The following is a 25,027-nucleotide window of genomic DNA, read 5'->3' as shown; positions in this document are numbered from 1 at the left end:
ATTAATGGTAATCAGAATATCATTTCTGTTCAGGCGAATACAGATGTTTTCTTCTGTCCAGATTCCGAGCATTTCCGCACCCCCGTCGACGCGTCTTCAGACTGCTTTCCCGCGCTCCACGGCGACGACTTCGAGGGAAGCGTCGAGCGTGACCGTGAGCGTCTCGTCGGCGAACGCGAAGTCGATGGTCGCCCGCCACGGGTCGTCGTTCACGACCGTCGCGCTCTCGGGACTGAACCAGTCGAGTTCCCAGACGAACGCACGTCGCATGTCGATGCCGTGGTCGTAGTGGAAGCCGACGACGGCGGGGTGGTCGACGACGGCACCGGCCAGCGTCGAGGTGATGGTCATCCCACAGCGTTCGCAGTCGTAGACCGCGTGCCAGCCGCGTTCTTTCTCGACCGGTTCCGGCACCATCTGGCCGGTGCAGATGGGACAGAAGCCCGCGGTCACCTGCGTCATCACGGTGTAGAGGTAGTCGGAGATGATGGCCGGCAGGTCGTCGCCGTCGCGGCCCTCGACCACGCCCGGCGGGAGGCTGTAGCCCATGAACTGCTCGCCGCAGTCCGTACACGCGACCGTGGCTCGTTCGTCTTCGTACCGGGCTTCGAGTCCCGCACCGCAGTCCATGCACTCGGCACCGACTGGGACCGGCCCGACGCTGGTCTCGCGGGTGTACACGCCAGAGAGGATGGCACCGAGGACGGCCAGTCCGGCGTACCGGATTTCGTAGCCGCCATCGCGACCACTCGCCCCATCGTCGTCCGTGTCGTCGGATTCCACACGGTCGATGAAGGTTCCGACGAGTTTGCTGAGGTGGTAGTTGAACTGGCCGGTGTCTTTCATCCCGACCGCATCACGCAGTTCGGAGAAACTGAGGCACTTCTCGTCGGCTTCCCAGAGCGCCCGGAGGATGGCCAGTCTGGTCTCGTTGGCGACCAGTCCGTAGGCTGCTTCGGGCGTCCGTGTCGCGGTGTCGTCCATACGCTTGCTCTGGTTCGGGGGGACTTGACGCTTCACGCCGAAACCCGCTCCTCCTCGACGACGGTCACCTTCCCGTCGACTGTCAGCCGGAGTGTTTCGTCACCGATGGTCACGTCGACCGAGACGAGCAACGGGTCGGCCGAGACGACCGTCACCTCGCCGAGTAGCCACGGCAGCGCCCACGAAGGCTCGGTTCGGAGGTCGACGCCATGTTCGTGGTGGAACGCGACGACGGCCGGGTCGCGCAGCAACGCTTCTGGCACCGAGGAGAGTACCCGCTCGTTGCAGCGACCGCACTCGTAGACGACGAGGGGTTCTTCCTCCTCATAGCCCGTGTGGTCGATGTCGCCAACCTGCACTCGCGCCGTCGTCGGGCCGGTACAGGCCATGCAGAAGCCCTCGGCGACGACCGACACCTGTGCGCGGAGCCACCCGTCGAAGATGGCTGGGGCCTGCTCGCGCTCGCGGTCGGCGAAGACGCCGGAGGGGACCGAGGCCCCGGAACCGTGGTAGGCACAGTCGGCACAGCCGAGCGTCGCTCGCTCGTCGACGTAGGTCAATTGGAGGGTGCCACCACAGTCCGGGCACGCGCCATCGGTCGGGACCGGGTCGTCGAAGCTGGCGCGGTCGATTGCACCGGAGAGGATGGCCCCGACGACGGCCGCCCCGGCGAAGCGGAGCGTGTAGCCGTCGTCGTCGACCTTCCGAACGAAGTGGTCGGTCAGCTTGTGCAGATGGTAGTTGAACTGGCCCGAGTCGCGCATGCCGACGCGCTCTCGCAGTTCGGAGAACGTGAGCGGCCCATCACCCATGGCCTCCCAGAGTTCTCGCAGGATGGCGACTCGTGTCTCGTTGCCCAGCAGTGCGAACGCCTCACCGTGGGAGAGGTCGCTCGTGGATTCCGCAGCAGTCATGCGATACATCAGGAAGCGGAGGGATATGGCGTTATCGTGTCAGTGGATGCCGCTCCCTGACGAGTCAGGGATGTGTCCCCGACAGGTCAGGTCACAGCTCGCCGACGCCGACAGCCGCGCGCGCCCGCCGCCGCTCGTCGGCAGTGAGTCGGTAGGCGGGCAGTTCCTCGCTCAGCGGCCCGAGGTCGGCTTTCCGTCGCTGGTGGGCAGCGAGGTAGTCGGCGATTCGCGCTGCGGCGTACTCCTTCAACTCCCCGGAGAGCAGTTCACCGGCGCGGTACTCGCGTTCGAGGCGGGCGAGCGCGTCGTCGTCGGGTTCGAACAGGAACCGACAGAACTGGAACGCCACGTCCACGTCCGGGTCGCCGCCGTGCTCGCGGTGTTCGTCGAGACTGGAGCGACCACCGGAAAAGGCGTGGGTCAGTACCTTGTCTCGGACCGTGTCGCGGTCGTCGTCGAGATAGATGGTCGCCTCGCCCTCGCTCGTGGACATCTTGCCCGGCCCGGAGAGGTCGGGCAGGAACTTCCCGAGCAGCGCACCCGGCTTCTGTACCGGGAAGCGTTCTTTCGCCGCCACGTCCCGACAGACCCGGACGTGCGGGTCCTGGTCGACTGCGACCGGGACGAGCGTCGGCTGCGCGCCGTCGACCAGTTGCGGCAGCAGGAGGTGGGCCGCCTGCACCGCGGGGTAGAACGACTGCCCGACGTTGTCGGGTGGGCCATACGTCGCCTCGACTGTCGATTGCGTGAGGTGCTTCGCGAGCGCGCTGGCGACCGGATACACCACGTCGGCGTCGGCGGTGTCGACGACGAAGCGCGTCTTCTCCGGGTCGAAGCCGAACGCGAGCAGGTCGCGCAGGTTGTCCCGGGTGTAGCCCGAAATCTCGTCGTAGGTGAGGTCTCTGGTGAAGTACTTCTCGTCGTCCGAGAGCGGGATGTAGAGCGTCGCGCCCGTCTCGTCTTGTAACTCCTTCGCCAGCGAGAAGACGAGCAGGTGGCCGACGTGGAGCGGTCCCGAGGGGCCGACACCGGTGACGACCGCGTGCGGGTCGCCGGCGTTGGCCGCTGTTACGTAGTCTTCGACGCTTCGGCCGGCGTAGTAGATGTCGCGCCGGATGGCGGGATGGTCGGGCAGCCCTGCGACTTGTTCGTCGGTGAGGCGGTCGGCCCCGAACTGTTTCAGGAGTTCGTCGTAGTCGACGGTTCCCGAGACGCTGTCTGGAGTGACGGCGTACTCGTCGGCTGTCCGTTCGTCTGCGGTAGTGTGGTCGTCAGTTGCTGTGCGGTGCTGTTCCGTCGTGGATTCGTTCTCGTGCATCGATGTGGGTGAGACTGGTGGCTAGCGAGCGGTTCGACGAGAGAACGAAGGGAGCGCCGCGCCGCCGCCCACCCGGTTACGCCGGGTCGACGCCGAACGCGACACTGTCCGCTCCCGAGTGAGCCTGCCACCGCCAGGTGGGAGCGGAATACATCAGTTCCCGATAGTCGGGCGGGGGCTTTGACCGTTTCGCTGGCAACTTGGTGTCGTCTTTTTCACGATACCAGTACAATACGTCCCTCATGACACGGACCGTACACGTCCTCTTCGTCGTTTGCTGCCTCGGTGCGGTGTCGGTCTTCGCTGCACCCGTAGCGGCCGGGGTGGAGACCGTCGATTCGGTGGGCGATGTAGCGTTCGAAGACCAGCAGCGCCTCGGGGCCGACCCGGTGCCCCCCGGCGACTGTGGTCCCTACGAGGGTGAGACACCCCAGAACGGGACTGTCGTTCGGCTGCACGCAGTCGCTGGTGACACCGACACGACCGAACTCCCCGACCGGGTCAGTGTGAATCGTTCGGGTGACCGCTGTGTCGTCGCCGGTGACCGACTCGTCCTCTCGGTCCGGTCGACGGACCTCTCGGCGGCTATCGACGACGCATCGGGAACCGACCTGCCCACGAAGTTCGTCACGGCGCAGTCCGACGACCCAATACTCCGACTTCGACAGGCAGGCAGCGAGACGGGTGATAGCCTGTACGTTGACCTCACGGACGAGGCGAACCTCTCGGTCGTTCGTGCGGACGGCCCCGACTCGTACCACGTCGTCGTCGACACCGACGCCGTGCGAGTCACGCGCGGGCCGCCCGAGGACGGTGGTGAGTCTGCGAGCCTCGAACCCGGTACGAGGCTCGTCGCCACTCACGCACCCGAGGCCGGTGACACACCCCGGAGTGAGCCGATGACTGTCACCGCGGCCGTGGCGACCGTCGACACGAACTACCACAACTGGGACGAGAACCGGACGCTGTTCGTCTCACCACGCTCACCCATCGAGGTGACGGGCGCGACGACACTCGCACCCGACGAGCGCATCACGGTCCGGTTCGTCGACGCGACCACGAACGAGACGCTCGAAACGCGGGGCGTGACGCTGGACGCTGGCACCGACACTCGTTCGACGTTCGCTACCACCTTCGACGCCTCCTACGCCGACGACGGGGGCCGCTTCTGGGTCCAACTCGCGTCTGAGGACCAGAACTTGACTGCTCAGGTTCCAGTCGAAGTGGTGCCCTCTACGGCCTCGGTCACGCTCGACGACCAGACCGCCACCGACACGGTGACGGTCTCGTCGGTGACCCTCTCACGCGGTGGCTTCGTCTCGCTCCGCCAGGACGGCAACCTCGTCGCCGTCTCCGAGTTCCTCGACCGCGGTGAGACGACGAACCTCACCCTCGAACTCGCTTCGTCGGTCGACGCCGAGTCGACCTTCAGCGCGACCGCGTACCGCGACCTGAACGGAAACGGTGACCTCGACGATGCGGACGTGCCCTACCGCGACGCCGGGGCACTCGTCGACGACGACGCGATGGTCAACCCGGAAGGTGACACGACGACCACGACGGCCCAACCGACGTCTTCAGATGGGTCTGGCGACTCCACGACCACATCTGCGCCGCCGACCGAGGATACGCTCACGACGACCACGGAACCGTCCGCAGACGAGTCTGGGGCCGGAACGCCCGGCTTCGGCCCGCTCTCGGCACTGGGCGCGCTCGCTGCGCTGGTCGGTGCGGTGCTGCTCGCTCGTCGGCGAGCGTAACTGCCGAGAACTACTGCCGAACCTGCTTGTAACTGTCCGCTACTCTTCGTCGTCGCCGCCCGTCACGAACTCGTACAGCTCCTCGCCCGTCACGTCGAGGCCCTGTCGCGAGAAGAAGTTCGCCACGTTGCGGCAGTCGCGCTGCAGGAAGTCGTCGGCGTTCGGGTGGTGAACCGTCACGGCCTGCCCGAGGTCGATGACGACGAGTTCGCCCTCGTGGATGACCATGTTGTACTCAGAGAGGTCGCCGTGGACCAGCCCCGAGTCTTCCAGTCGGCGCATGTACTCCCTGACGACCTCGTAGGCCGTCTGCGGATTCTCGATGTTGACCTCGGAGAGTCGCCGGGCGCGGCCGTCCTCCGCGCCGATGTACTCCATCACGAGGATGTTGCGTTCGACGGCGAGCGGTTTTGGCACCCTGATGCCGGCGCGCTGGGCGCGTTCGAGGTTCGCGAACTCCTTGCGGACCCACGCCAGCACGACCTGTTTCTTCTTCGACCCGATGCCCTCGAAGCGCGGGTCGCCGGTGAGGTAGTCGCGCATGTCGCGGAAGTCGGAGGCGTTGATGCGGTACGCCTTGATGGCGACTTCGGGGTCGTCTTCGTCCAGTGCCTCGGCCGAGCGGTCGCCACCGAGTGCGGTGTAGACGTTTGCCTCCTTGCCCGTCGAAATCGGCCCACCGAGTGCGTCTATCCAGCCGTCCTGTACGAGTTTGTACAGTGCGGCGTAGGTCGCGTCGTCGAACACCGACGCCTCGACTTTGAACTGGTCGGCGTCCTTGATGCGTTTCCGGAACTCGTTGAACTTGCGGTCGCGCTTTCTGGCGATGCGGTCGGCTTCGGTGTCAGAGACGTCTATCTCTTCCCACTCGTCGCCAGGGGTCTCGACCATCTCGGGTTCGACCAGTCCGTACTCCTCTGTCATCTGTGTGTGGCAAGGGTGCGGACGCGTAAAAGCATGGGTATCGACTGTCGATTGTGTGAATTCTCGTGTTTTCCGTTCCTGTCGTCGTCGCTGGCGGTGAGGTCGGGCCGAAGGTCACGACTGCCGGCGGAACACGACCGCACCGACTCTCCCGCCCCTCGCCACGACCTCCCCATCCGATTCGCCTCGCTCACTTCGTTCGCTCTGCTCATCCCTCGCGCGGCTACGGCTCGCGGCTTCGCTCCGCGAAGCACACTCGCCAGCGCGCGCCAGACCGGTTGATTCGCAAACAACGCCCTCAGGCAGGTCACACAGCGTGGAACCTGCACGACGGAGTCGTGTCCTCGACGACGACCTGTCCAGCCACGTGACCGTGGGACAGGCAACCAAAAGGAGTTAAACCCGACCGAACAACTCTCGGGGTGAATGCTGCTCGTGTTGTGTGTCGACTTAGACGACGACATCGGCCGGAAGACGGGGACGCGGACCCCCGTCGTTGGCCGGGAGAACGTCGAGGAGGCCGCGGTCGCGCTCGCCACCGCCGACCCGGAGGACTCCGACGTGAACGTCCTCTTTCAGGGCATCAATCTGCTCGACACCATCACGGACGAAGCGGTCGAGGTCGCGGCGGTCACTGGGAACGAAAAGAGCGACGTGAGCGCCAACCGCAAGGTCGGCGAGGAAGTCGACGAAGTGCTCGCGAGTCTCTCGACCAGCGAGGAGGTCACCGCGCTCATCGTCACCGACGGCGCGCAGGACGAATCGGTCATCCCGGTCATCCGCTCGCGCGTGAAAGTCGACGGCGTTCGCCGCGTGGTCGTCCGGCAGGCGCAGGACCTCGAATCGATGTACTACACGATGAAGCAGGTGCTGAACGACCCGGAGACCCGCGGGACCATCCTCGTCCCGATGGGGATTCTCCTGCTCGTGTACCCGCTGGCCATCGCCGCGACGTTCATGCAGGTAACCGTGGGAACGGTCCTCGGCCTCGCCTCCGCGTTGCTCGGGTTCTACCTGCTCTCGCGCGGCCTCGGTCTCGGTGAGAAACTCGACATCGCAGTCGACCGCGCGCGCTCCGGTATCTACGCCGGGCGGATGACCCTCATCTCCTACGTCGTCGCGGCCGCGCTGCTCGTCGTCGGCGGGGTAAACGGCGTAGAGTATCTGGAGGCGGTGCAGGCCGACTCGTCGGTCGCGCTGAGCGTCTCGCAGGTGTTGGCCGCGCTCACCTTCGGCGGGGTGCGCTGGGTCGCCGCGGCGGGCGTGACGACCAGTCTCGGCCAGATCACCGACGAGTACATCGCTGGCTCGCTGGAGTGGCGCTACCTCAACGCGCCCTTCTACGTCGTCGCGATGGGCGCGGTGCTCCACGCCGTCTCGGCGTACTTCCTCGAACAGGCATCGCTGTCGTGGCTCGCGGCCGTCCTCACCGGTGGGACGCTGCTCGGACTGGTGAGTACACTGGCGTTCGCCGTCGCCGAGACACACTTCTCGCGGGGCTCGAAGGCGAGCTAACGCGTTCGCTCAGGCCGATTCGTCGTCGCCATCGCCCGACAGCACTCGCTCGATGAACTGGTTCTTCGCGGCGGTGTAGCCCGACCGATTCTCCGAGAACGCGTCGGCGAGCCGTCGCTTCAGGTCGGCGTACTCGTCGCGCAGGGCGATGTCGCCACGCAACCGGTCGCGAAAGGTGACCTGTTCGCGCCACGTGGGACTCCGCGCTGGCGTGAGCGACAGGTAGTGGGTTCGGCGCGATTCGGGGCCACGAGCGAAGAACAGGCGGTCGGGCACGTGGTCGTCGGGGCGAAACTCGTAGCCGAGCGACTCTATTCGGGGGCGAAGCTCTCGGGCGACCGGAAGACTCCGAACGGCGATCGTGATGTCCAGAATCGGTTTCGCAGGCAGGCCGCAGACCGCGGTGCTACCGACGTGCTCGATATCGAGGAGCTCGTCGCCCAGTTCGGCGCGCAACCGGTCGGCCTCTCGCTCGTAGGCGTGGTGCCACGACTCGTCGTGGGAAACGAGTTCGACGGAGTTGCGGGCGAGGCCGAGCGATTCGTCGTCAGGGTCGTGGCTCGTCCGTTCGCCGTCGGGGTCACTCACCGTCTGCTCACCGCTTCGGTCGCGGTGGCGTGCGTGTCGTTCGACCCGACTCTCGCGTGAATCAGTCGCCCGAGTCCGTTCCCAAGTAACAGGAGTCCGCCGAGGAACGCGACGTACCACTGTGGGGTGAGGACGAACGTCCCCGTGTATGGTGCCAGCACCACGTAGCCGCTCCCGGTCGTGGTGTACGTCAGCGTCCAGGCGACGGTGACCACGCCAGCGACTGTCGAGGCAGTCCACCGCCGGGTCGGCCGCCAGTTGCGCCCGACAGCCACGGCGGCCACGAGGGCGGTGGCGACGACGACCCAGTCGAGCGGGGTGAACCCGGCGAACTGCTTGAACAGGCCGATGGCGACGACCGGTCTGTCGGGCGACAGTGTCGGATTCGTGCGGACCCACGGGCCGTACGTCCCGAATGCGGCGAGTACGGTGCCGACGAGGACGAGTCCGCGCCCGCTGCTGGAGGGCGAGGGATTCGACATACAGTTCGTGTCTCGTCTCTGTGATAAAGGCCTTGTGCGGGATAGGCCAGTCGCGCGGGCGCTCACCGTCGTCGGCTAGCGTTTCTGCACGCTGTTGGGGTCAACGCGGTCGGGTCGAATCGCACGCACTAACTGCACCCAGGCGAGTCGCCAGAGGCCGTTGCCCAGTAGCAACACGCCGCCAGCGACCGAGAGGTACCACTGCGGCGTCAGCACGTACATCGCTTCGAACGGTGGCAGTATCTCGTACCGTTGTCCTGCCTGACTGAACGAAATCGTCCAGCACAGCGTGAGGACACCGGCGAGCACCGATAGTTGCCAGCGACGTCGCGTCCGCCACGCGAGCAGGACAGCGAGTACCGCGGCGATGGCCGGGACGACGAGAAGCCAGTCGAATCCGCCGTACCCCGGCCACGGCTTCCGCACTACTGGGCCGACGACGGCGGCCGCGTGTCCCGGGTTCTGCTGTGCCCACGTTCCAGACGCTCCCGAGAAGACACAGGCTGCGCCGGCGAGGACGGTCAGCACTTCGGCTCGCGACGGCGACCGTTTCGACATACTGTCAGAAAGGTGGTGTGGTCGAATAGGCTTTCTGCGGCCCACGTAGCTGACCTAGCTTATCGTTCGCGCACGACGACGAATCGCGCCAAATCCCGCAGGTACTCGCGCGCCTCGGTGTCGTGGTCGTCGACCTTCGAAAGCGCGTCGAGTGCTGCTTCGGCTTCGGCCTTCGCCCGTGCGTTCGCCTCCTCGGGCGTGAGGTCGGTGACCTGCACGACGGAAGGGCGTTCCATCTCGGCGTCCTGTCCGGTCGGCTTGCCGAGGTCGTCGGCGTCGGCCGTCGCGTCCAGCACGTCGTCACGAATCTGGAACGCGATGCCGACGCGCTCTGCGTACTCGCCGAGGGCTTCGACCGTGTAGGCGTCGGCGTCGGCCGCGACCGCGCCGAGTTCGGCCGCCGCGCGGAATAGCGCGCCGGTCTTGCGGCGCGCGAGTTCCATGTACTCGTCTTCGTCGGTCGGCTGAGAGACGAGTTCGGTCGCCTCGCCCTCGCCCAGTTCGACCATCGCCTCGGCGACGATCTGCATCGCCTGCGGGTTCGTCGAGAACAGTGCGAACGCTTCGCCCAGCAGGCCGTCGGAGGCGACGATTGCCGGACCGTAGCCGAACTCCGCCCACGCCGCGGCCGTCCCGCGGCGCACGTCGGACTGGTCGATGATGTCGTCGACGACCAGCGACGCGTTGTGGACGAGTTCGATGCCAACGCCGAAGTCGACCGCGTCGGCGGCGTCCCCACCGGCCGTCTCACACGCGAGGACCGTCACCGTCGGGCGGACTCGCTTCCCACCGGAGAGCGAGACGTGTCGCAGCTCATCGGCGAGTTCCGACGGCTCGACGGCGTCGAGTACCTCGACTAACCGGTCGTCGACGAGCCCACGCCGTCGTTTCAAGAACTCCATCAGCCGGTGATTAGGAACGCCCCGAAAAGTAGGTGACGGAACGAATCTCGACTGATTCGCGCCGCGCCGTCGGTCGTGCGACCGGTCGGTCAGTGCTGGCCGAACGTGAACTCGTCGCCCTCGCCCTCGGTCACTTGCTCCTCGTCACCGGCGTGGTCGGTCGCTGGGTCGACGGATTCGTCGCCACTCGGCAGGGCCGTGTCGTCGTCCGTCCAGCGCGAGCCGTCGCCGCCTTCCGTCTCGAAGCGGTCGAGTGCCTCGCTCAGGCGCGACGCCTGGTCCGTGAGGTCGCCCGCACTCTGGCTGACCTCGGTGAGTGCGGTCGTCTGCTGTTCAGCCGCCGCCGCGACGTTCTGTGCCTCGGCGGTGGTCTCTTCGGAGATGGTCGCCGCATCGTCGACCATCGCGACGACCTCCTGCGTGGAGGCCGCCTGCTGTTCGGTCGCCGCCGAAATCTCTTGCACACCCGTGTTCGTCTGCTGGGCGTACGCCGCGATTTCGTCGAGTGCGTTCACCGCTTCCTCGACGGACCCGGCGTTCTCGGAGATGCGGTTCGAGGTCCGCTGGACCTCTTCGGCCGTCTGGTCGGTCTGTTCCTGTATGTTCTCCAGTCTGCTCTCGATGTCTTCTGCTGCCTCTTTGGTGTCCTGTGCGAGTTCTTTGACCTGCTGGGCGACGACGGCGAAGCCGTCACCGTCGGTGTCACCTGCTGCGGCACCACGCGACGCCTCGATGTTGGCGTTCAGCGCGAGCATGTTCGTCTCCTTCGCCAGCCCGGAGATGAACTCGATGAGCTCGTCGACCTGTTCCATCTCGGCTTCGAGTTTCTCGATGGACTCGACGGCGTCCTGTGACTCCTGCTCGATTTCGCTCATGCTCTCGATGGCACCCTTCGCCGCGTCACGCCCGTCGCGTCCGGTCTCGGCCGTGCGCTCGGCGAGGTCTGCGACTTCGTTCGAGGAGGCCGCGATCTCCTCGGTCGTGGTCGACAGCGCGTCCATCTCGGTGTTCACCGACTGGAGGCTGTTGTTCTGGCGCTCGGCCCCGTCGGAAATCTCCTGCACCGACTCGGTGACCTGTTCGGAAGCGCCGCGAACCTCCTCGGAACTGGCCGTGACTTGCTCGGAGGCGGTCGCCACGTCGCCCGCGAACGCCTTGACGCGGTCGGTCGTCTCTTCGAGTTCGGCCATCATTTCGTTGAACTCGTGAGCGATGTCGGTCATCGCCTCGGACTCGGACTGGGCGTCCATCCGCTCGGTCAGGTTGCCTGCCGCACACGACTGCATCACGTCGCTGTACTGGTCGGCCTTGCGTTCGAGGTGACGGTTCATGCGCTCGGCCTCTGCTCTGGCCTCTTCGGCCGCCTCGCTCGCGGCGTTCGCTTCTTGAATCTGTGACTGGAGTGCGTCCCGCATGGACCCGAATCCGGCGTACAGCCGGCCGATGCTGTCGACGCGATGCGTGTCGAAGTCCACGTCGAGGTCGCCGTCTTCCATCTGCTCGGCCTTCCCGCGGAGGCGGTCCACGTCGCGGGCGGTGTTCCGACCGAGGACGGCCCCGACGAGACCGATGAGGACGACGATGCCGACGGTGATGTACGTCCCGTACTGATCGACAGTGGTCACGAAGCCGTACGCTTCGGACTTCGGCGCGTGGACGGCCACGATCCACTCCGAGTTACCGGGGACCTCGGCGTAGCCGACCACGTAGCCTTCGTCGGTCGGCATGTCGTACGTCCCGGACGCGAGGACGCCGGACGGTTCCGAACTCGCGACTGCACCCCGCAACACGTCGGAGTCGGTGACGCTCTTGAACAGGTCCGTCTTCGCCCCGTCGTACGACGCCAGGAAGTTCGCGTTCTGTTCGCCCCAGTTCTGGTCGTCGAAGACGATCTGACTGCGCTCGTTCAGGACCATCGTCGTCTGGGTCGTCCCGGACCGTTTCAGGTTCGGAACGTACGACTGGGCATTCACGGTGACGAAGACGACCTGGTTCTCGTTCGACTCCTTCCGGACGGCGTAGGTCACGGACGGGATTCCCGAGCCGGAGCCGATGGCGTGAACGTCGAGCAGCGCCGTCTCACCCGGCTGGAGGTCGTCGAGTCCGCCGGTTTCACCGACCGAGAGCGCCGACAGCTGCTGGTCGACCTGAACGTTGTTCGTACTCGCCACGACACGGTTCTCCCCCGTGTCGACGAGGTGAATCGCAGAGACGAGGTTGTTGCCACGCTGGATGAGGCGTTTGAGGAAGTGCTCGTTCATCGCCGTCGTGTTCCCGTCCTCGACGACCGCGGATGTCGCGATGTATTCCGCGAACTGCTCGTTGTTCTCGTTCCACGTCGCGAGTTCCTGTGCCTCCTGAGTGGCTAAGGTCCGGTACTCTTCGTTCGCTCCTTCGGTGACCTCGCGTTCTATCTCCTCCGTGGCGATGAGGCCAGCGGCACCGACGGTCGCACCCAGCAACACCAACGCGATGGCGAATTTGAGCGCGTATCGTCTCCGTATGAATGATGGTACCAACTGACGCAGAGGTCCGAACATGTCCCTTCTCTCACGGGACGTTCTTAAAAATCCCGCGGCCACCTGTTTTTGCGATGTCACAACTCTCGTCGCCGCCTCGTACCGTCTGTCTGCCCCCTCACTCACGTTCGGCGACTCGCACCTACCCGCTCTATTGGAGTAGCTGACGTGTAGGACGAGACAGAAGGGTGCCGGTCCGAAACGCCGACCAGATTCGGGGACGTGACTGTCGCGTCCAGTGTCCTCGAACGAAAATAAACGCAAAAAACAGCGGTCCGCTGGCGACCGTCGCCGTCGCCGGGTTCAGTCCTGTCCGGTCGGTCGATTGACCGCGCCGAACTCGAACGAGTCGTCGGCCTCGTCGGACGACCCGCCGTCGTCGAATCTCGGCAGGTCGCTCTCGGCGGCACCGTCGGTCGGGGTGCTCGCTTGGGCCGTCTCGAAGCGGTCGAGCAGTCGGCTCAGCTGTGACGCCTGCTGGGCGAGGCTGCTCGCGCTCTTGGTGACCTCCGACAGCGAGGAGGTCTGTTCTTCGGCGGCGGCCGCGACGTTCTCGGCCTCGGCCGTCGTCTCCTCGGAGATGGTCGCCGCCTCGTCCATCATGGCGACGACTTCCTCGGTGGAGGCTGCCTGTTCTTCGGATGCAGCCGAAATTTCCTGCACGCCCTCGTTCGTCCGCTCGGCGAACTCGGCGATTTCGTCGAGTGCGCCCGCAGCGTTCTCGACGGCGTCGCGGTTCTCGGCGACGCGGTCGGAGGTCTTCTGGACCTCTTCGGCCGTGCGGTCGGTCTTCGCCTGGATGCCTTCGAGGCGCGCTTCGATGTCCTCGGCGGCGTCCTTGGTCTCTGCGGCGAGTTCTTTGACCTGCTGGGCGACGACTGCAAAGCCGTCACCGCTGCCGTCACCGCCCGCACTGCCGCGGGAGGCTTCGATGTTCGCGTTGAGTGCGAGCATGTTCGTCTCCTTCGCAACGTCGGAGATGAACTCGATGAGTTCGTCGACCTGTGCCATCTCGGCTTCGAGTTCCTCGATGGCCTCGACGGCCTCGTTGGACTCGTCTTCGATGTCACCGAGGCTGGCGATTGCGGCCTGTGCGGCCTCACGCCCGGAGCGACCGGTTTCGGCGGTCCGCTGGGCGAGGTCTGCGACCTCGTTCGAGGACGCGGCGATCTCTTCGGTCGTCGTCGACAGCGAGTCCATCTCGGCGGAGACGGACGAGAACTGTTCGTGCTGGCGGTCGGAGCCGTCCGAAATCTCCTGGACCGAGTGCGACACCTGCTGGCTGGCACTCTGGACCTCTTCGGCGCTGGCCGTGACCTCCTCGGACGAACTGGCGACCTCCGCGGCGAACGCGCGCAGTCGGGCCACCGTCTCGTCGATTTCGGCGAGCATCTCGTTGAACTCGACGGCGATGTCGGCCATCGCCTCGTTCTCGGACTCGGGGCGCATGCGGGCCGTGAGGTCGCCCTCGGCGGTTCGGCGCATGACCTGCGAGTACTCGTCTGCTTTCCGTTCGAGGTGGGTGTTGAGCTGTTCGGCGTCCGCGCGGGCGGCCTCTGCCTCGGCGCGGGCGTCGTTCGCTTCCTGAATCTGGGCGCGCAGCGAGTCGCGCATGCCGGCGAAGCCGTCGTACAGGCGACCGATCTCGTCCACGCGACCCGTTTCGAGGTCGACGTTCAGGTTGCCGTCTTCCATCTCGCTCGCTCGGTCGCGCAGTCGCGCCAGCGGCGTGACCGTCTGGCGACCCAGCACGAGGCCGACGAGGCCGAGTGCGAGCAGGCCGCTCAGGACGATGGCCGCGACGTTGAAGCCGACCGCGTCACGCACCGCGTAGGCGTCGGCCGTGTCGACGCTGGTGATGGCGACCCACTCGGTCCCCTCGACCGGTGCGTACGCGTGGACCTCTCCGTTCGCCTCGGCGAACGTCGAGCCACCGGACGACCGGGCGGTCGAAAGCGACGCCCCGTGGACGGCCTCGTCGACCGAGCCGTCGGGGGTCAGGACCGTCCCGCCCGCCGCGTTGATGATGCGCGTCTGGCCGTCGGTCTGGGAGTCCTTGATGGTGTCGAGGTGCGACTGGATGCGCGTCACGACGACGACGTAGCGGTTCTCGGAGTCCGGCACTGCACTCGCGAACGCGACCACGTCACCGCGCGTGTACGGCATCAGCGGCGAGTCGTACGAACTGTTGGACACCCAGACGCGGTCCGCACTGTCGGCAGAGCCGGAGGCGACCTGTGCGTTCGCCCACGGGACACCGAGTTTGTCGAGTTGGAACCCGACGACTGGGTCCGTACTCGCCATCACTTCGCCACTCTGGCTGTTGACCATGTGGATGCCGAGGATGTCGTCAGAGAGTCGTTTCTGCTTCGTCTGCAGGTACGAGTCGGCGTTACCGTCGCCCTGTAGCTCTCCACCGGCCGAAACCGACCGGGTCTGCGTCCGCATGCTCTGTGTCCACTCGGAGAGTGACGAGGCACGGAGTTCGCTCGTCTCCTGCAACTGCGTCTGCGTGTTCGTCTCGACCGTCTGCTTCGTCTCGGCGTAGCCGACGTAGCCGATGGAGCCGATGATGAGGACGACGAAGAAGATGGAGACCGCAAACTTCACCGAGTATCGCTTCCGGATGAACGACGGCGTCAGCATCGCGCCGATGGACCGCGAATCGTCGCTCATTGCGAGTCCTCCGGCGTCGTCGGCACGCTGATGGAACCGTCGATGATGGCCTGTCGCGAGTCCGCGACCTTCGACTTCACCGTGTCGGGAATCTCGTCGCCGACGGGGTCACCGTACACCGCACGGACACCGTTTTGTGCGAGTCCGAGCGAGGTGACATCCCCACCGCCGAACTGGCCGTTCTCGACGTTGTCGACGGCCTGATACACTGCCGTGTCGACGCGCTTGACCATGCTCGCGAGGATGACGTTCGCGTAGCGCGGGTCACTCGCGGACTGGTCGGAGTCGACACCGATTGCGAAGCGACCGTTCTCCTGTGCCGCCTGGAACACGCCGAGGCCGGTCCCACCGGCCGCGTGGTAGACGATGTCCGCACCGTCGTCGTACATCTGCTGGGCGGCCTGCTTCCCGCCTTCCGGGTCGGCGAAGTCGCCGATGTAGGTAGTGCGTACCTCGATGTCGTCACCGGCGTGCGCCGCACCCGCTTTGAAGCCAGCTTCGAACTTCTTGATGAGGTCTGACTCGACCCCACCGACGAAGCCGAGCGTCTTGCGGTCGAGTCGGGTCTGGCCCGCACCCGCCGAGAAGCCTTGCTTCGTCAGCAACCCTGCCATGTGTCCGACCTGGAACGACCCTTCGTGCTCCTTGAACGTGTAGTTCGCCACGTTCGGCTGGTCGATGACGGAGTCGATGAGCATGAACTGCTGGTCGGTGTGGTTCTTCGCCACGTCGGCCAGCGACCCCGCCTGCAAGAAACCGACACAGACCGTGAGGTCGAACGCTGGGTCTGTCGACTCGGCGTAACTCGTCTGGAGTGACGCCATCTGCTCGACCGACTCCGGCACTTCGTTCTTGTACTCGACGCCGAACTCGACGCGTGCCTGCTTCACGCCTCGGTTCGCCATGTCGTTGAAGGATTCGTCGCCCAGCCCACCTGTGGCGTACAGCATCCCAATCGTCGTCGCACCTGGTTCGACGAGCGGTCGTTCTGTCGTCGACTGCTCGTCGTCGCCGTCTCCCGACCCGGGGACGAACGACGTACAGCCGGCGAGCCCCGACGCGATGGCCCCACCGGCCACCGTCAGTGCCCCCCGCCGTGTCATCTGCCTATCCATAGTTCGTGTACATCCACTTGTAACACTTATTTCTATTTGCCGAACTGGTGGAGAAAGTATGTGAACGGTGAACACAGGACACCGGAGGGTTTGCGGTGCTACAGCTGTCTCGGCTCAGACACGAAAAAGTCAGAACGGGGTTCGACTTACGAGAACTGCTCGATGAGTGCCGGAACCACGTCGAACAGGTCGTCGACGATACCGTAGTCGGCGAGGTCGTAAATCGGCGCGTTCGGGTCGGTGTTGATGGCGACGATGGTGTCTGCGCCTTTCATGCCGGCGACGTGCTGCACGGCCCCGGAGATGCCGATGGCGATGTACACGTCGGGCGTGACGACCTTCCCGGACTGACCGACCTGCCGGTTCTTCGGCAGCCAGCCAGCGTCGACGATGGGACGGGACGAAGAGACCGTCGCGTCCAGCGCGTCGGCGAGGTCGAAGATGAGGTCGAGATTGTCCTCCTCCTCGATACCACGGCCGACGGAGACGAGCACGTCTGCCTCGCTGATGTCGACGTCGCCGCCGGCGACTTCCTCGAAGCCGGTGACGGTCGAACGAATCTGGGATTCGTCGAGGTCGGCGTCGAACGCTTCGACGGCCGCGTCGCCCGTCTCTTCGGTCATCGGCCACTCGGCGGGCCGAACGGAGACGGCGACGTGTTCTGCGGGCAGGTCGGTCGTCGTCTCGACCTTTCCGCTGTACATCTCGCGGGTCGCGGTGAGCGTGTCACCGGACACCTCCATCCCGACCACGTCAGAGACGTACGGGAGGTCGAGGCGGTTGGCGACGGCGGGCGCGTAGTCGAGGCCGTTCACCGAGTTCGGCATGAGGACGACCTGGGGCGAGACCGCGTCGTACAGCTGTTCGATGGCCTGCGTGTACACGTCGTGGTTGAACTCCTCGCCGTCGGTCACGGTGTGGATGGTGTCCACGCCGGCGACCTGCAACTGTTCGGCGAAGGTGTCGACGTCGCCGGAGATGACGGCGACGTGGAGGTCGCCACCAGTCTCGTCGGCGAGTTCGCGGCCGGCCGTGACGAGCTCGAAGCTCACGTCACGCAGTTCGCCGCGGCGGTGTTCCGAGACGACCAAAATATCGCTCATTGGCCCACCCCCTTCTCGCGCAGCAGGTCAGCAAGTTGTGCGGCTTCGTCCTCCGGGCCGCCCTCGAAGTACGTGGCGTCCCCTTCGGATTCGGGTTCGTACATGTCGGTGAGTTCGAGGTCGTTCTCGACGGCCGCGGCGTCTAAGCCGAGGTCGCCGAGCGTCTTCGGGTCGATCTCCTTGCGCTGGGCCATCCGAATCCCACGGAGGCTCGCGTAGCGCGGTTCGTTGATACCGGTCTGGATGGTGAGGACGGCCGGCAGCTCGATGTCCGTGAGCTCCTCGATGCCGCCTTCCAGTTCGCGGTGGACCTTCGCCACGTCGTCGCCGATCGCGTCGTGGTCGAGGTCGTTGACGACCGCACCCCACTCGAAGTCGACGGCGTCGGCGAGCGACACACCGGTCGCGCCGAACCCGTCGTCGTCAGCCTGCACGCCGGAGAGGACCAGGTCGGGGTCCTCCTCGGCGACGACTGCTTCGAGGATGCGTGTCTTCGCGTTCACGTCGAGCAGGTCTGTGCCCGCGAGGGCATCGTCCCAGATGCGAACCGCGCGGTCTGCTCCCTTTGCCAGTGCCATCCGGATAGTCTCTTCCGAGCGCTCCGGGCCGATGGTGACGGCGACGACTTCGTCGGCGATGCCAGCTTCCTGCAGCTGGACCGCTTCTTCGACGGCGTAGTCGTCCCACTCGTTGAGGTCGTATTCGAGGTACGTCTCGTCGATGGACGTACCATCGATTTCGAATTCGTCCTCGACTGTAGCCACCTCTTTGACGGTGACGAGAACCTTCATCAGGGGCACGTTCTGGCGGCAGCTACGTAAATGGTTACGAAACCCTGCTCGCACTGTCAACGGTTTGTCTCACTCGTCGTCGAAGTCGCCGATACTCTCACCGGGCAACGTGATGAGGTTCTCGCGGCCGATGCGCAACTTCTCTATCTCGTCGTCGTCGTCCATCCCCGAGAGCAACTGTGACACTTTCGCATTCGACCAACCGGTCTCTTTGACGATGTTGGCCTGCTTCATCCGACCACCGTTGCCCCGGAGCATCCGGAGGACACGTTCTTCGTCCGACAAGAGTTCCACGTCGATAGTGTCCTGCTCGGGTTCGGCCGGTTCGTCGTCGGAACCGTCGCCTTCATCGGTCGCGGCCGCACCTGCCGCGCCTGCACCGGCAGCCGCCGCACCAGCAGCCGCGTCTGTCTCTTCGACACCGCCGCTCGTGGCGTCACCCGGCGGCTCAGTCGTCGTCCCACCGTTGGGAACGGCCGTCGGTTCGCCGAGTTCTCGCTCGGTCTGCCAGCGCGCGAACAGGTAACTTCCAGCACCGACGAGGACGACGAGGAGGACGACGCCCGCGCCGAGGAAGAGCGCAGACGGGTCATCCTCCTGGTTCCCTGGTGGCGTCGTCCCCGGCGCTACTGGGTCCTCACGTGGGACGTACACCGCCTCGATGTACTCCGGTCGGAACGTCTGCGGACCGTCCCAGACGAGCGAACTGTTCTGCGGGCCCTTGTTCACCGGCGAGTCGATGATCGCGTAGTTCGTCGGTTCGTTGATGACGAGCCGCTGGCCATCGTAGAGCCGAGGGAACCACGTCTCGTTCTCGGTCCCGAAGACGTCACCGAGGAGAATCTGGTTCCCATCCGTCTCGGTGAAGTTCGTCCACGTGAAGCTGTACGAGAGGACGCCCACCTTCGGATAGTCGGCTTCTGGTCCCGTCGTAGTCGCCGCCGTTGTGGTCGTCGCCGTCGTCGTGGGCTCTTGTCGAATAACCGCCGGGTCTGCCCAAGAAGCGTTCGCTATCTGCATCTCTCTGCCCGTCGTCTCGGACGACTGTGCGGCGAACTTCTGGAACAGACTGGGGGAGAACGCCACGTCTGCTTGTCCGTCGACGACGGACTGTCCATACGACTCGAACGCCGCCGTTTCGTTTTCGTCGGCGAGTATGTATCGATACGAGACTGTCCAGCGCGCGTCTCCAGACTCTGTCAGATTTATTGTGATTACTGTCGCCGGGTCGGCCGGCTCGAACGACGATTGTGACTGGACGATGGACGCCCGAGAGATGGACTGCGTGTCGTGGGTCGAAAGTGGCGACTCGTCCGTGCTCGCGGCCGAATATCGGTCCTGTGTGTCGCTCGAGACACCACTTCCCACGCCCGCGAAGAGGGCGATGACGAGGAGGGCGGCTGCGAACGCGGAGAGACGCCGCATACACCTTCGTCCATGCCGCGGGCAAAAAACGCTTTCCATCGAGATAAAACATCAGCAGCCGTTATGAACTGTTTCGATGGCTCTCGCCGTTTTTCCAGTGTGCTGGTGTATGCCGACCGGTTTTTGTATAGTGGCCCTGTATGGGTCAGCAATGAGACGTTTCGTCTGTTTCGCCCTGGTGGCAATCCTCGTCTTGTCACCTGTGGGAACGGTGACGAGCGCGCCTTCGGTCCACCCAGCACCGCCCGGAGCGCAGGCGGCGTCACCGGTCGTGTCCCCGTTCGCGACCGAGTCGTCTCCCGCTGGTTCGATGTCCGACGACCTTGCGCGCAGTGTTACTGTCGCGAACAACACGACGCAACGGCTCGTCGCGGGACCCATCACCGCACAGGGATACGCGTCGCCGCGACTCGACTTCGGTGCCGCCGTCGCGATGAACCGGGAGTCCCTCGACGACGGGTACGAACTCGAACTTCTGACGCAACGAATCGACAGTGCGTCGTCGTCCGAAGAACGGCAGGCCTACCTCCAAGCCGCTATCGAGAGAATCGAGCGCCAAATCGAGACGATTCAGCGACAGGAACAGCGCGCCATCGAGGCGTACGGTTCGGGGAACATCTCCGACCGAGAACTCGTGCGGCGACTCGGGATGATCGGCTACCGTGCCCAGCTGACGACCGAGACGATAGAGCGACTCGAACGGGCCACCGGCGCATCCCTCGGCTCTCTCACTCGACAGGCGGACGAGTACGTCACGCCGACTCGGTCCGCGCTGTATCAGTCGATGACCGGGGAACACGACGAACCGATGCAAGTACACGTCGTCGGCGGTGAGCAAGGTCTCGTCGTCCAGTTCCTCTCCCAGGCTGGCGGTGACCTACAGTACCAGCGTGAAGCGGTTCGGCTGGACCACCGGGACGGAAACGTCTCGCAAGGGTTCGCCGACGCGCAGGAGTTCCTCGATTACACCGGTACCCGCTACCCGTACGTGAGTCAAAGTTCGGGAGTGAACATCTGGGAATTCAAGCAAGGAAACTGGTTCTTCAGTACCTCTCCCGACCAGGGCTCTATTCGGTTGTACGTTGACGGGTCACTGCGCAAGGTGTATCGGGAGTACCAGCAACTGCAGGTGTCGGCGCTCCCAATGAGTGAGACGACGAGCGTGACGGCGGAGAACGTCACCGTTACCGCCAACCACACCGCGAACGGTGGGCCGATAAAACTCACTGTCGTGCCCGAACCGGGCGAGAATCCCGGCTCGGTCGACGTCGAAATCAACGGCCAGTACGTCGGAAAGACCAACGAAGACGGTGTCCTCTGGTACGTCCCGCCGGCCGGCCCCCACCGGGTCACGGTCGGGACGAACACCGGCCCGGTGAACGTCACCGTCGTGAACTGAGCGACCGGAGCCGAAGTGACGGCTGGTGTGATTCTTTTTATACGAGACGGCCGCCAGAAGGCGCATGTTCTCCTCTCGCGCGGTCAGTCCAGTGTTGGGAACCGTCCTCGTCCTCGCGCTCACGGTGACGCTCGCGGGCGTCGTCGCGCTCTCCGTCTTCGACGAGCAGCAGCCAGCAGAACCAGTACAAGCGCGGTTCGAACTCACCGCGGACGCGAGCTCTGGTCGGATTACGGTGACACACATGGGCGGGAACACGGTCGACGTGACAGAGTTGCGTGTCGTCGTCTCGGTCGATGGGACACGACTCGACCACCAGCCACCGGTTCCGTTCTTCTCTGCGACTGGATTCGCCCCAGGGCCGACCGGCCCGTTCAACAGCGCGACCGACTCGCGGTGGAGTGCGGGTGAGTCGGCGAGCGTCGGCATCGCCGGAACGAATCGGCCGACACTCGCTGTCGGCTCACGAGTGGTCGTCTCGTTCTACCGCGAGGACGTGCTACTTGGCCGCGTCGAGACAGTCGTGCGAACTCAGGCTTCGACCGTCTCTTCGTCCGTCTCGACGGCGTCGGCTTCGTCGACTGCCTCGTCGGTCGACGGCGACCGCGCGACGGTGACGATGGCGATGTCCGGGTCGTAGTCCGGGCCCATCAACCGGTGCTGAATCGCTTCGAAGCCAGCGGTCTCGAACATCCGGTCGGCCTCTTCCTCGTCGTAGAACAGCATGATGGCGTCGGCGACCTTCTGCATGACCGTCGTCTTCGGGTAGTTCGGCCCGACGATGAGCACTTGCCCACCGGGTTTGACGACGCGGCGGAACTCGCGCAGCGCGCGAACCGGGTTCGGCCAGTACTCGATGGAACCGGACGACCAGATGACGTCGAAGCTGTCCGTCGCGAACGGGAGTCGCTCGGCGTCGCCGAGGTGGAAGTTCACGTCGCCGCGCTTGCCGAACTTAGCAAACGCCTTCTCCAGTTGGTGCGGGCTCTGGTCGAGTGCGTACACCTCGTCGATGTTCTCGTGGGCGAGCAGTCCTTCGGTTGCGAACCCGGTCCCACAGCCCACGTCGAGGACGCGGTCGTCGTCGTCGATATCGAGCATGCCGATGGCCTCGGTACGCATCTCTTCGTTCCAGATGAACGGGTTGACCTGGTCGTACACCTTCGAGAGATACTTGTAGAACAGGCGTGCACGTGCCTTGTTTTCGAGGATTCCCATTGGTCGGGGCTTGGGAACGTCCCGGCATAGTTCTGTCGCGATGGAGTCGCCAGTTCGTGTGCCCGACGGCCGACGACCTTTCGCAACTACCTTATAGGCCGTGTGTAAACAATCGCGTGATTAAGCCATGCCGAGGCCAGAGGTTCTAGAACGCATACAAACGGCCGAAACAGAGGCCGACGAAATTGTCGCAGAGGCGGAAGCTGACCGCGACGAGCGCATCGCCGAGGCCCGGGACCGTGCCGACGATATCCGCCAGGAGGCGGAGGAAGAAGCACGCGAAATACAGGAAGAGCGTCTCGAGGCTGCCCGTGAGGAGATAGCCCAAGAACGCGAGGAGATTCTCGAAGAAGGAGAGGCCGCGCGCGAGAAACTCCGTACACGCGCCGAGGGCCGAACCGACGAGGTCGTCGAGTACGTCCTCGAACGGTTCAAGGAGGAGGTACATGTTCAGACCTGAGCAAATGAGCAAGGTCTCGGTGACGGGGTCCAAGGGTGTCATGGACGACGTCATCGAAACGGTCCACGACATCAACCTCGTCCACCTGAGCGACTACGACGGTTCCTGGGAAGGATTCGACAACGGTAACCCAGTCGGGGACGCCGACGAAGCCTCCGAGAAACTCGTCACGGTCCGGTCCATCCAGAGCATCCTCGACGTCTCCGATGACCACGCGGGCCCGAGCCGCATCGTCACCGACGAGGCGCTCGACGAGGAACTCGAATCGGTTCGCACGGAAGCGAACGGACTCGACGACCGCCGGACCGAACTGGAGAACGAACTCCGCGAGGTCGAAGAGCGCATCGGCTCGATGGCCCCCTACGCGGGACTGGGCGTCCCGCTACACCTGCTGTCGGGCTACGACTCGCTCCGCGTCGCCGTCGGTCAGGGCGACGCCGAGACGGTTCGTGCAGAACTCGCCGACGCGAAGGCCATCCGCGCGTTCGACGTCGAAGCAGGTGAGGGCGACCTCCTCGCCGTCTTCGCATACCCCGAAGAGAACGCGCGCGAGAGCGTCCTCGACGACATTCTCGTCCGCGCGAACTTCACGCGCCAGGAGATTCCCGACGCGGAGGGCGACCCGGTCGAGTACATCGAGGAGCTGAAACACGAGAAACAGCAACTCGAATCGAAACTCGCGACGGTCGAAGACGAAATCGACGACCTGCGACTCGACGCGGCCGGCTTCCTGCTGGCAGCCGAGGAACGGCTGACCATCGACGTGCAGAAGTCCGAGGCGCCGTTGCAGTTCGCGACGACCGAGAACGCGTTCATCGCCGAGGGATGGATTCCGACGGAGTCCGTCGACGGCCTCACGCGCGCTATCGATTCGGCCGTTGGCGACCACGCCGCCGTCGAAGAACTCGAACGTGCCGAGTACCGTGACGGGCACGCGACCTCGACGGAACCGGTCGCCGACGATAGCCAGCACGCGAGCGGCAAGGAAGCCGCGACTGACGGCGGCGTCGTCACGATGAACGACAGCCCGCCGACGATGCAGGAGAACGCGGAGCCGGCAGAACCGTTCGAACTGCTGACCAAGATGGTCGGCCTGCCGAGCTACGACGAAATCGACCCGACGTTCTTCATCATGCTCACCTTCCCGGTGTTCTTCGGGTTCATGATTGGGGACCTCGGATACGGCATCCTCTACACTCTCGCCGGGTTCGCGATGGCGACGAAGTTCGACAGTGACGCCATCAAGAGTCTCGGCGGCATCGCGATGTGGGCCGGTGGGTTCACGATGCTGTTCGGTCTCCTGTACGGTGAGATATTCGGACTACACATCCTCGGCGAAGTCGTCTGGCTCGACATCGTCGGCCTGAAGAAGGTCCCGATGCACAAGGGTCTCCAGCCCCACTACTCGCAGTACGGCCAGACGTGGCTGTTCCTCAGCATCCTCGCCGGCCTCGCGCACATGACGCTGGGGTACTTCTTCGGCGTCATCAACGACATCAGCCACGGTATCAAGGACGTGCTGTTCCACGACCTCTCGTGGCTCGTCATGATGCTCGGTCTCTGGCTCGCCATCCTGAGCAAGGCGGGTCGGGACATCAAGCCGGACTTCCTGTTCACCACGCTCGGTGGCGAGAACGCGGCGTACGACCTCGGCTACACCGGACTGCCGGAGTCGTTCCTCGTCATCGGTCTCGGGATGTTCGCAGCCGGTCTCGTCGTGATGACCATCGGTGAGTTCCAGCACATGGGCGGTCCCGGCCTCATCGTCGGCCCGCTCGAGTCCATCAGCGTGCTGGTCAACGTGCTGTCGTACCTGCGGCTCGCGGCCGTGCTGCTGGCGAAGGCAGGGATGGCGTTCGTCGTCAACCTGCTCTTCTTCGGTGTGTACGTCACGGGCGAGCCGGGTGACGAGTCCTGGCACTTCGCCACGGGCCACATGCCCGAGCAAGGGTCGATGTACCACGGGCACGAAGTCACCGAGATCATGTTCGGCGGCCTGCTCCACGGCGGTATCGGGATGGCGCTCGTCGGCGTCCTCATCCTCGTCGTGGGCCACATCGCCGTCCTGTTGCTCGGTGTGACCAGTGCCGGCCTGCAGGGAATCCGTCTCGAATACGTCGAGTTCTTCGACAAGTTCTACGACGGCGACGGTCGCGCGTTCGAGCCGTTCGGCTACGAGCGCGACTTCACGACCGAGGACTGACTCGGTCTTCCTCTCCGGTCGCTGACTACTTTTCGACGTTCTTTCACGATTCTTCCTCTCGGCGAGTGGGGAATCACCACGATACAATCGAAAGTATAAACCCCATGCGCCCCGCCAACTAGCGTTTAGACGGGTCGTGCGCCGGTTATTTTGGGAAGTTTTATGAAGCCAGT

Annotated in this window: 21 protein-coding genes; 6 read left to right on the top strand and 15 right to left on the bottom strand. The window is 64.8% G+C overall.

The genetic code is table 11. The features are described from left to right. Window positions 1–96 precede the first annotated feature (96 nt). The 3 genes from ACSC1P_RS08720 to ACSC1P_RS08710 form a co-directional block, all read right to left on the bottom strand. A complete protein-coding gene (locus tag ACSC1P_RS08720; protein ID WP_435359755.1) occupies window positions 97–984 on the bottom strand; it encodes a winged helix-turn-helix domain-containing protein in 888 nt (295 codons plus the stop codon). Between the two features lie 32 nt (window positions 985–1,016). Beyond that, entirely contained in the window at window positions 1,017–1,898 is an 882-nt protein-coding gene (locus ACSC1P_RS08715) for a winged helix-turn-helix domain-containing protein (protein WP_435359754.1), read from the bottom strand. A 91-nt stretch (window positions 1,899–1,989) separates the two neighbouring features. After that, window positions 1,990–3,216, bottom strand: a complete 1,227-nt coding sequence (locus tag ACSC1P_RS08710; protein ID WP_435359753.1) for a tryptophan--tRNA ligase — start codon at window positions 3,214–3,216, stop codon at window positions 1,990–1,992. A gap of 242 nt (window positions 3,217–3,458) precedes the next feature. Between ACSC1P_RS08710 and ACSC1P_RS08705 the strand changes: the two genes are divergently transcribed. Next, window positions 3,459–4,976, top strand: a complete 1,518-nt coding sequence (locus tag ACSC1P_RS08705) for a DUF7282 domain-containing protein (protein ID WP_435359752.1) — start codon at window positions 3,459–3,461, stop codon at window positions 4,974–4,976. 39 nt (window positions 4,977–5,015) lie between these two features. Here the strand turns inward: ACSC1P_RS08705 and rio1 are convergent, their stop codons facing one another. After that, complete coding sequence (gene rio1, locus ACSC1P_RS08700; protein WP_435359751.1) at window positions 5,016–5,900, bottom strand: serine/threonine-protein kinase Rio1; 885 nt, start codon at window positions 5,898–5,900, stop codon at window positions 5,016–5,018. A gap of 426 nt (window positions 5,901–6,326) precedes the next feature. On the opposite strand from rio1, the gene ACSC1P_RS08695 reads away from it, so the two are divergent. Next, entirely contained in the window at window positions 6,327–7,415 is a 1,089-nt protein-coding gene (locus tag ACSC1P_RS08695; protein WP_435359750.1) for a DUF373 family protein, read from the top strand. A gap of 9 nt (window positions 7,416–7,424) precedes the next feature. On the opposite strand, the gene ACSC1P_RS08690 is transcribed toward ACSC1P_RS08695, so the two are convergent. The 10 genes from ACSC1P_RS08690 to ACSC1P_RS08645 all read right to left on the bottom strand — a co-directional run bounded on the left by ACSC1P_RS08690 (window position 7,425) and on the right by ACSC1P_RS08645 (window position 19,574). Then, window positions 7,425–8,003 carry a GrpB family protein gene (locus tag ACSC1P_RS08690; protein WP_435359749.1) on the bottom strand — a complete coding sequence of 193 codons (579 nt, stop codon included), beginning with the start codon at window positions 8,001–8,003 and terminating at the stop codon, window positions 7,425–7,427. Continuing rightward, window positions 8,000–8,485: a hypothetical protein gene (locus tag ACSC1P_RS08685; protein WP_435359748.1), complete on the bottom strand. Its 486-nt coding sequence runs from the start codon at window positions 8,483–8,485 to the stop codon at window positions 8,000–8,002. Before ACSC1P_RS08685 ends, ACSC1P_RS08690 begins: the two co-directional genes overlap by 4 nt. Before the next feature lie 75 nt (window positions 8,486–8,560). After that, entirely contained in the window at window positions 8,561–9,043 is a 483-nt protein-coding gene (locus ACSC1P_RS08680; protein WP_435359747.1) for a hypothetical protein, read from the bottom strand. A gap of 59 nt (window positions 9,044–9,102) precedes the next feature. Beyond that, window positions 9,103–9,945 carry a polyprenyl synthetase family protein gene (locus ACSC1P_RS08675; RefSeq protein ID WP_435359746.1) on the bottom strand — a complete coding sequence of 281 codons (843 nt, stop codon included), beginning with the start codon at window positions 9,943–9,945 and terminating at the stop codon, window positions 9,103–9,105. A gap of 89 nt (window positions 9,946–10,034) precedes the next feature. After that, window positions 10,035–12,485, bottom strand: a complete 2,451-nt coding sequence (locus tag ACSC1P_RS08670) for a methyl-accepting chemotaxis protein (RefSeq protein ID WP_435359745.1) — start codon at window positions 12,483–12,485, stop codon at window positions 10,035–10,037. Between the two features lie 282 nt (window positions 12,486–12,767). After that, complete coding sequence (locus ACSC1P_RS08665) at window positions 12,768–15,140, bottom strand: methyl-accepting chemotaxis protein (protein WP_435359744.1); 2,373 nt, start codon at window positions 15,138–15,140, stop codon at window positions 12,768–12,770. Then, window positions 15,137–16,243, bottom strand: coding sequence for a BMP family lipoprotein (locus ACSC1P_RS08660; protein ID WP_435360266.1), 1,107 nt, complete (start codon window positions 16,241–16,243; stop codon window positions 15,137–15,139). Before ACSC1P_RS08660 ends, ACSC1P_RS08665 begins: the two co-directional genes overlap by 4 nt. Before the next feature lie 158 nt (window positions 16,244–16,401). After that, on the bottom strand, window positions 16,402–17,358 hold the full coding sequence (locus tag ACSC1P_RS08655; RefSeq protein WP_435359743.1) for an electron transfer flavoprotein subunit alpha/FixB family protein: 957 nt from the start codon (window positions 17,356–17,358) through the stop codon (window positions 16,402–16,404). Next, complete coding sequence (locus tag ACSC1P_RS08650; RefSeq protein ID WP_435359742.1) at window positions 17,355–18,149, bottom strand: electron transfer flavoprotein subunit beta/FixA family protein; 795 nt, start codon at window positions 18,147–18,149, stop codon at window positions 17,355–17,357. The genes ACSC1P_RS08655 and ACSC1P_RS08650 overlap by 4 nt, the downstream gene beginning before the upstream one ends. A 69-nt stretch (window positions 18,150–18,218) precedes the next feature. Then, window positions 18,219–19,574, bottom strand: coding sequence for a helix-turn-helix transcriptional regulator (locus ACSC1P_RS08645; protein WP_435359741.1), 1,356 nt, complete (start codon window positions 19,572–19,574; stop codon window positions 18,219–18,221). Between the two features lie 76 nt (window positions 19,575–19,650). Here ACSC1P_RS08645 and ACSC1P_RS08640 point away from each other — a divergent pair, with 76 nt between their 5' ends. Both ACSC1P_RS08640 and ACSC1P_RS08635 read left to right on the top strand, forming a co-directional pair. Then, window positions 19,651–20,973: a DUF7096 domain-containing protein gene (locus tag ACSC1P_RS08640; protein WP_435359740.1), complete on the top strand. Its 1,323-nt coding sequence runs from the start codon at window positions 19,651–19,653 to the stop codon at window positions 20,971–20,973. Window positions 20,974–21,037: 64 nt separating this feature from the next. Then, on the top strand, window positions 21,038–21,613 hold the full coding sequence (locus ACSC1P_RS08635) for a type IV pilin domain-containing protein (RefSeq protein ID WP_435359739.1): 576 nt from the start codon (window positions 21,038–21,040) through the stop codon (window positions 21,611–21,613). Here ACSC1P_RS08635 and ACSC1P_RS08630 read toward each other — a convergent pair. Next, the gene (locus ACSC1P_RS08630; RefSeq protein ID WP_435359738.1) at window positions 21,505–22,191 is read right to left on the bottom strand and encodes a methyltransferase domain-containing protein; all 687 of its coding nucleotides are present in this window, start codon (window positions 22,189–22,191) and stop codon (window positions 21,505–21,507) included. The genes ACSC1P_RS08635 and ACSC1P_RS08630 overlap by 109 nt on opposite strands. A gap of 127 nt (window positions 22,192–22,318) precedes the next feature. Between ACSC1P_RS08630 and ahaH the strand changes: the two genes are divergently transcribed. Then, window positions 22,319–22,651 (top strand): ATP synthase archaeal subunit H, encoded by a 333-nt coding sequence (ahaH, locus tag ACSC1P_RS08625; protein WP_435359737.1) that lies wholly within the window; start codon window positions 22,319–22,321, stop codon window positions 22,649–22,651. After that, complete coding sequence (locus ACSC1P_RS08620) at window positions 22,638–24,854, top strand: V-type ATP synthase subunit I (protein WP_435359736.1); 2,217 nt, start codon at window positions 22,638–22,640, stop codon at window positions 24,852–24,854. Before ahaH ends, ACSC1P_RS08620 begins: the two co-directional genes overlap by 14 nt. The last annotated feature ends 173 nt before the right edge of the window (window positions 24,855–25,027 follow it).

The sequence above is a fragment of the Haloarchaeobius caseinilyticus genome, from assembly GCF_051207395.1.
GTDB lineage: Archaea > Halobacteriota > Halobacteria > Halobacteriales > Natrialbaceae > Haloarchaeobius.
The sequence above is the reverse complement of the archived record's forward strand: the minus strand, read 5'-3'. Positions and strand labels throughout refer to the sequence as shown.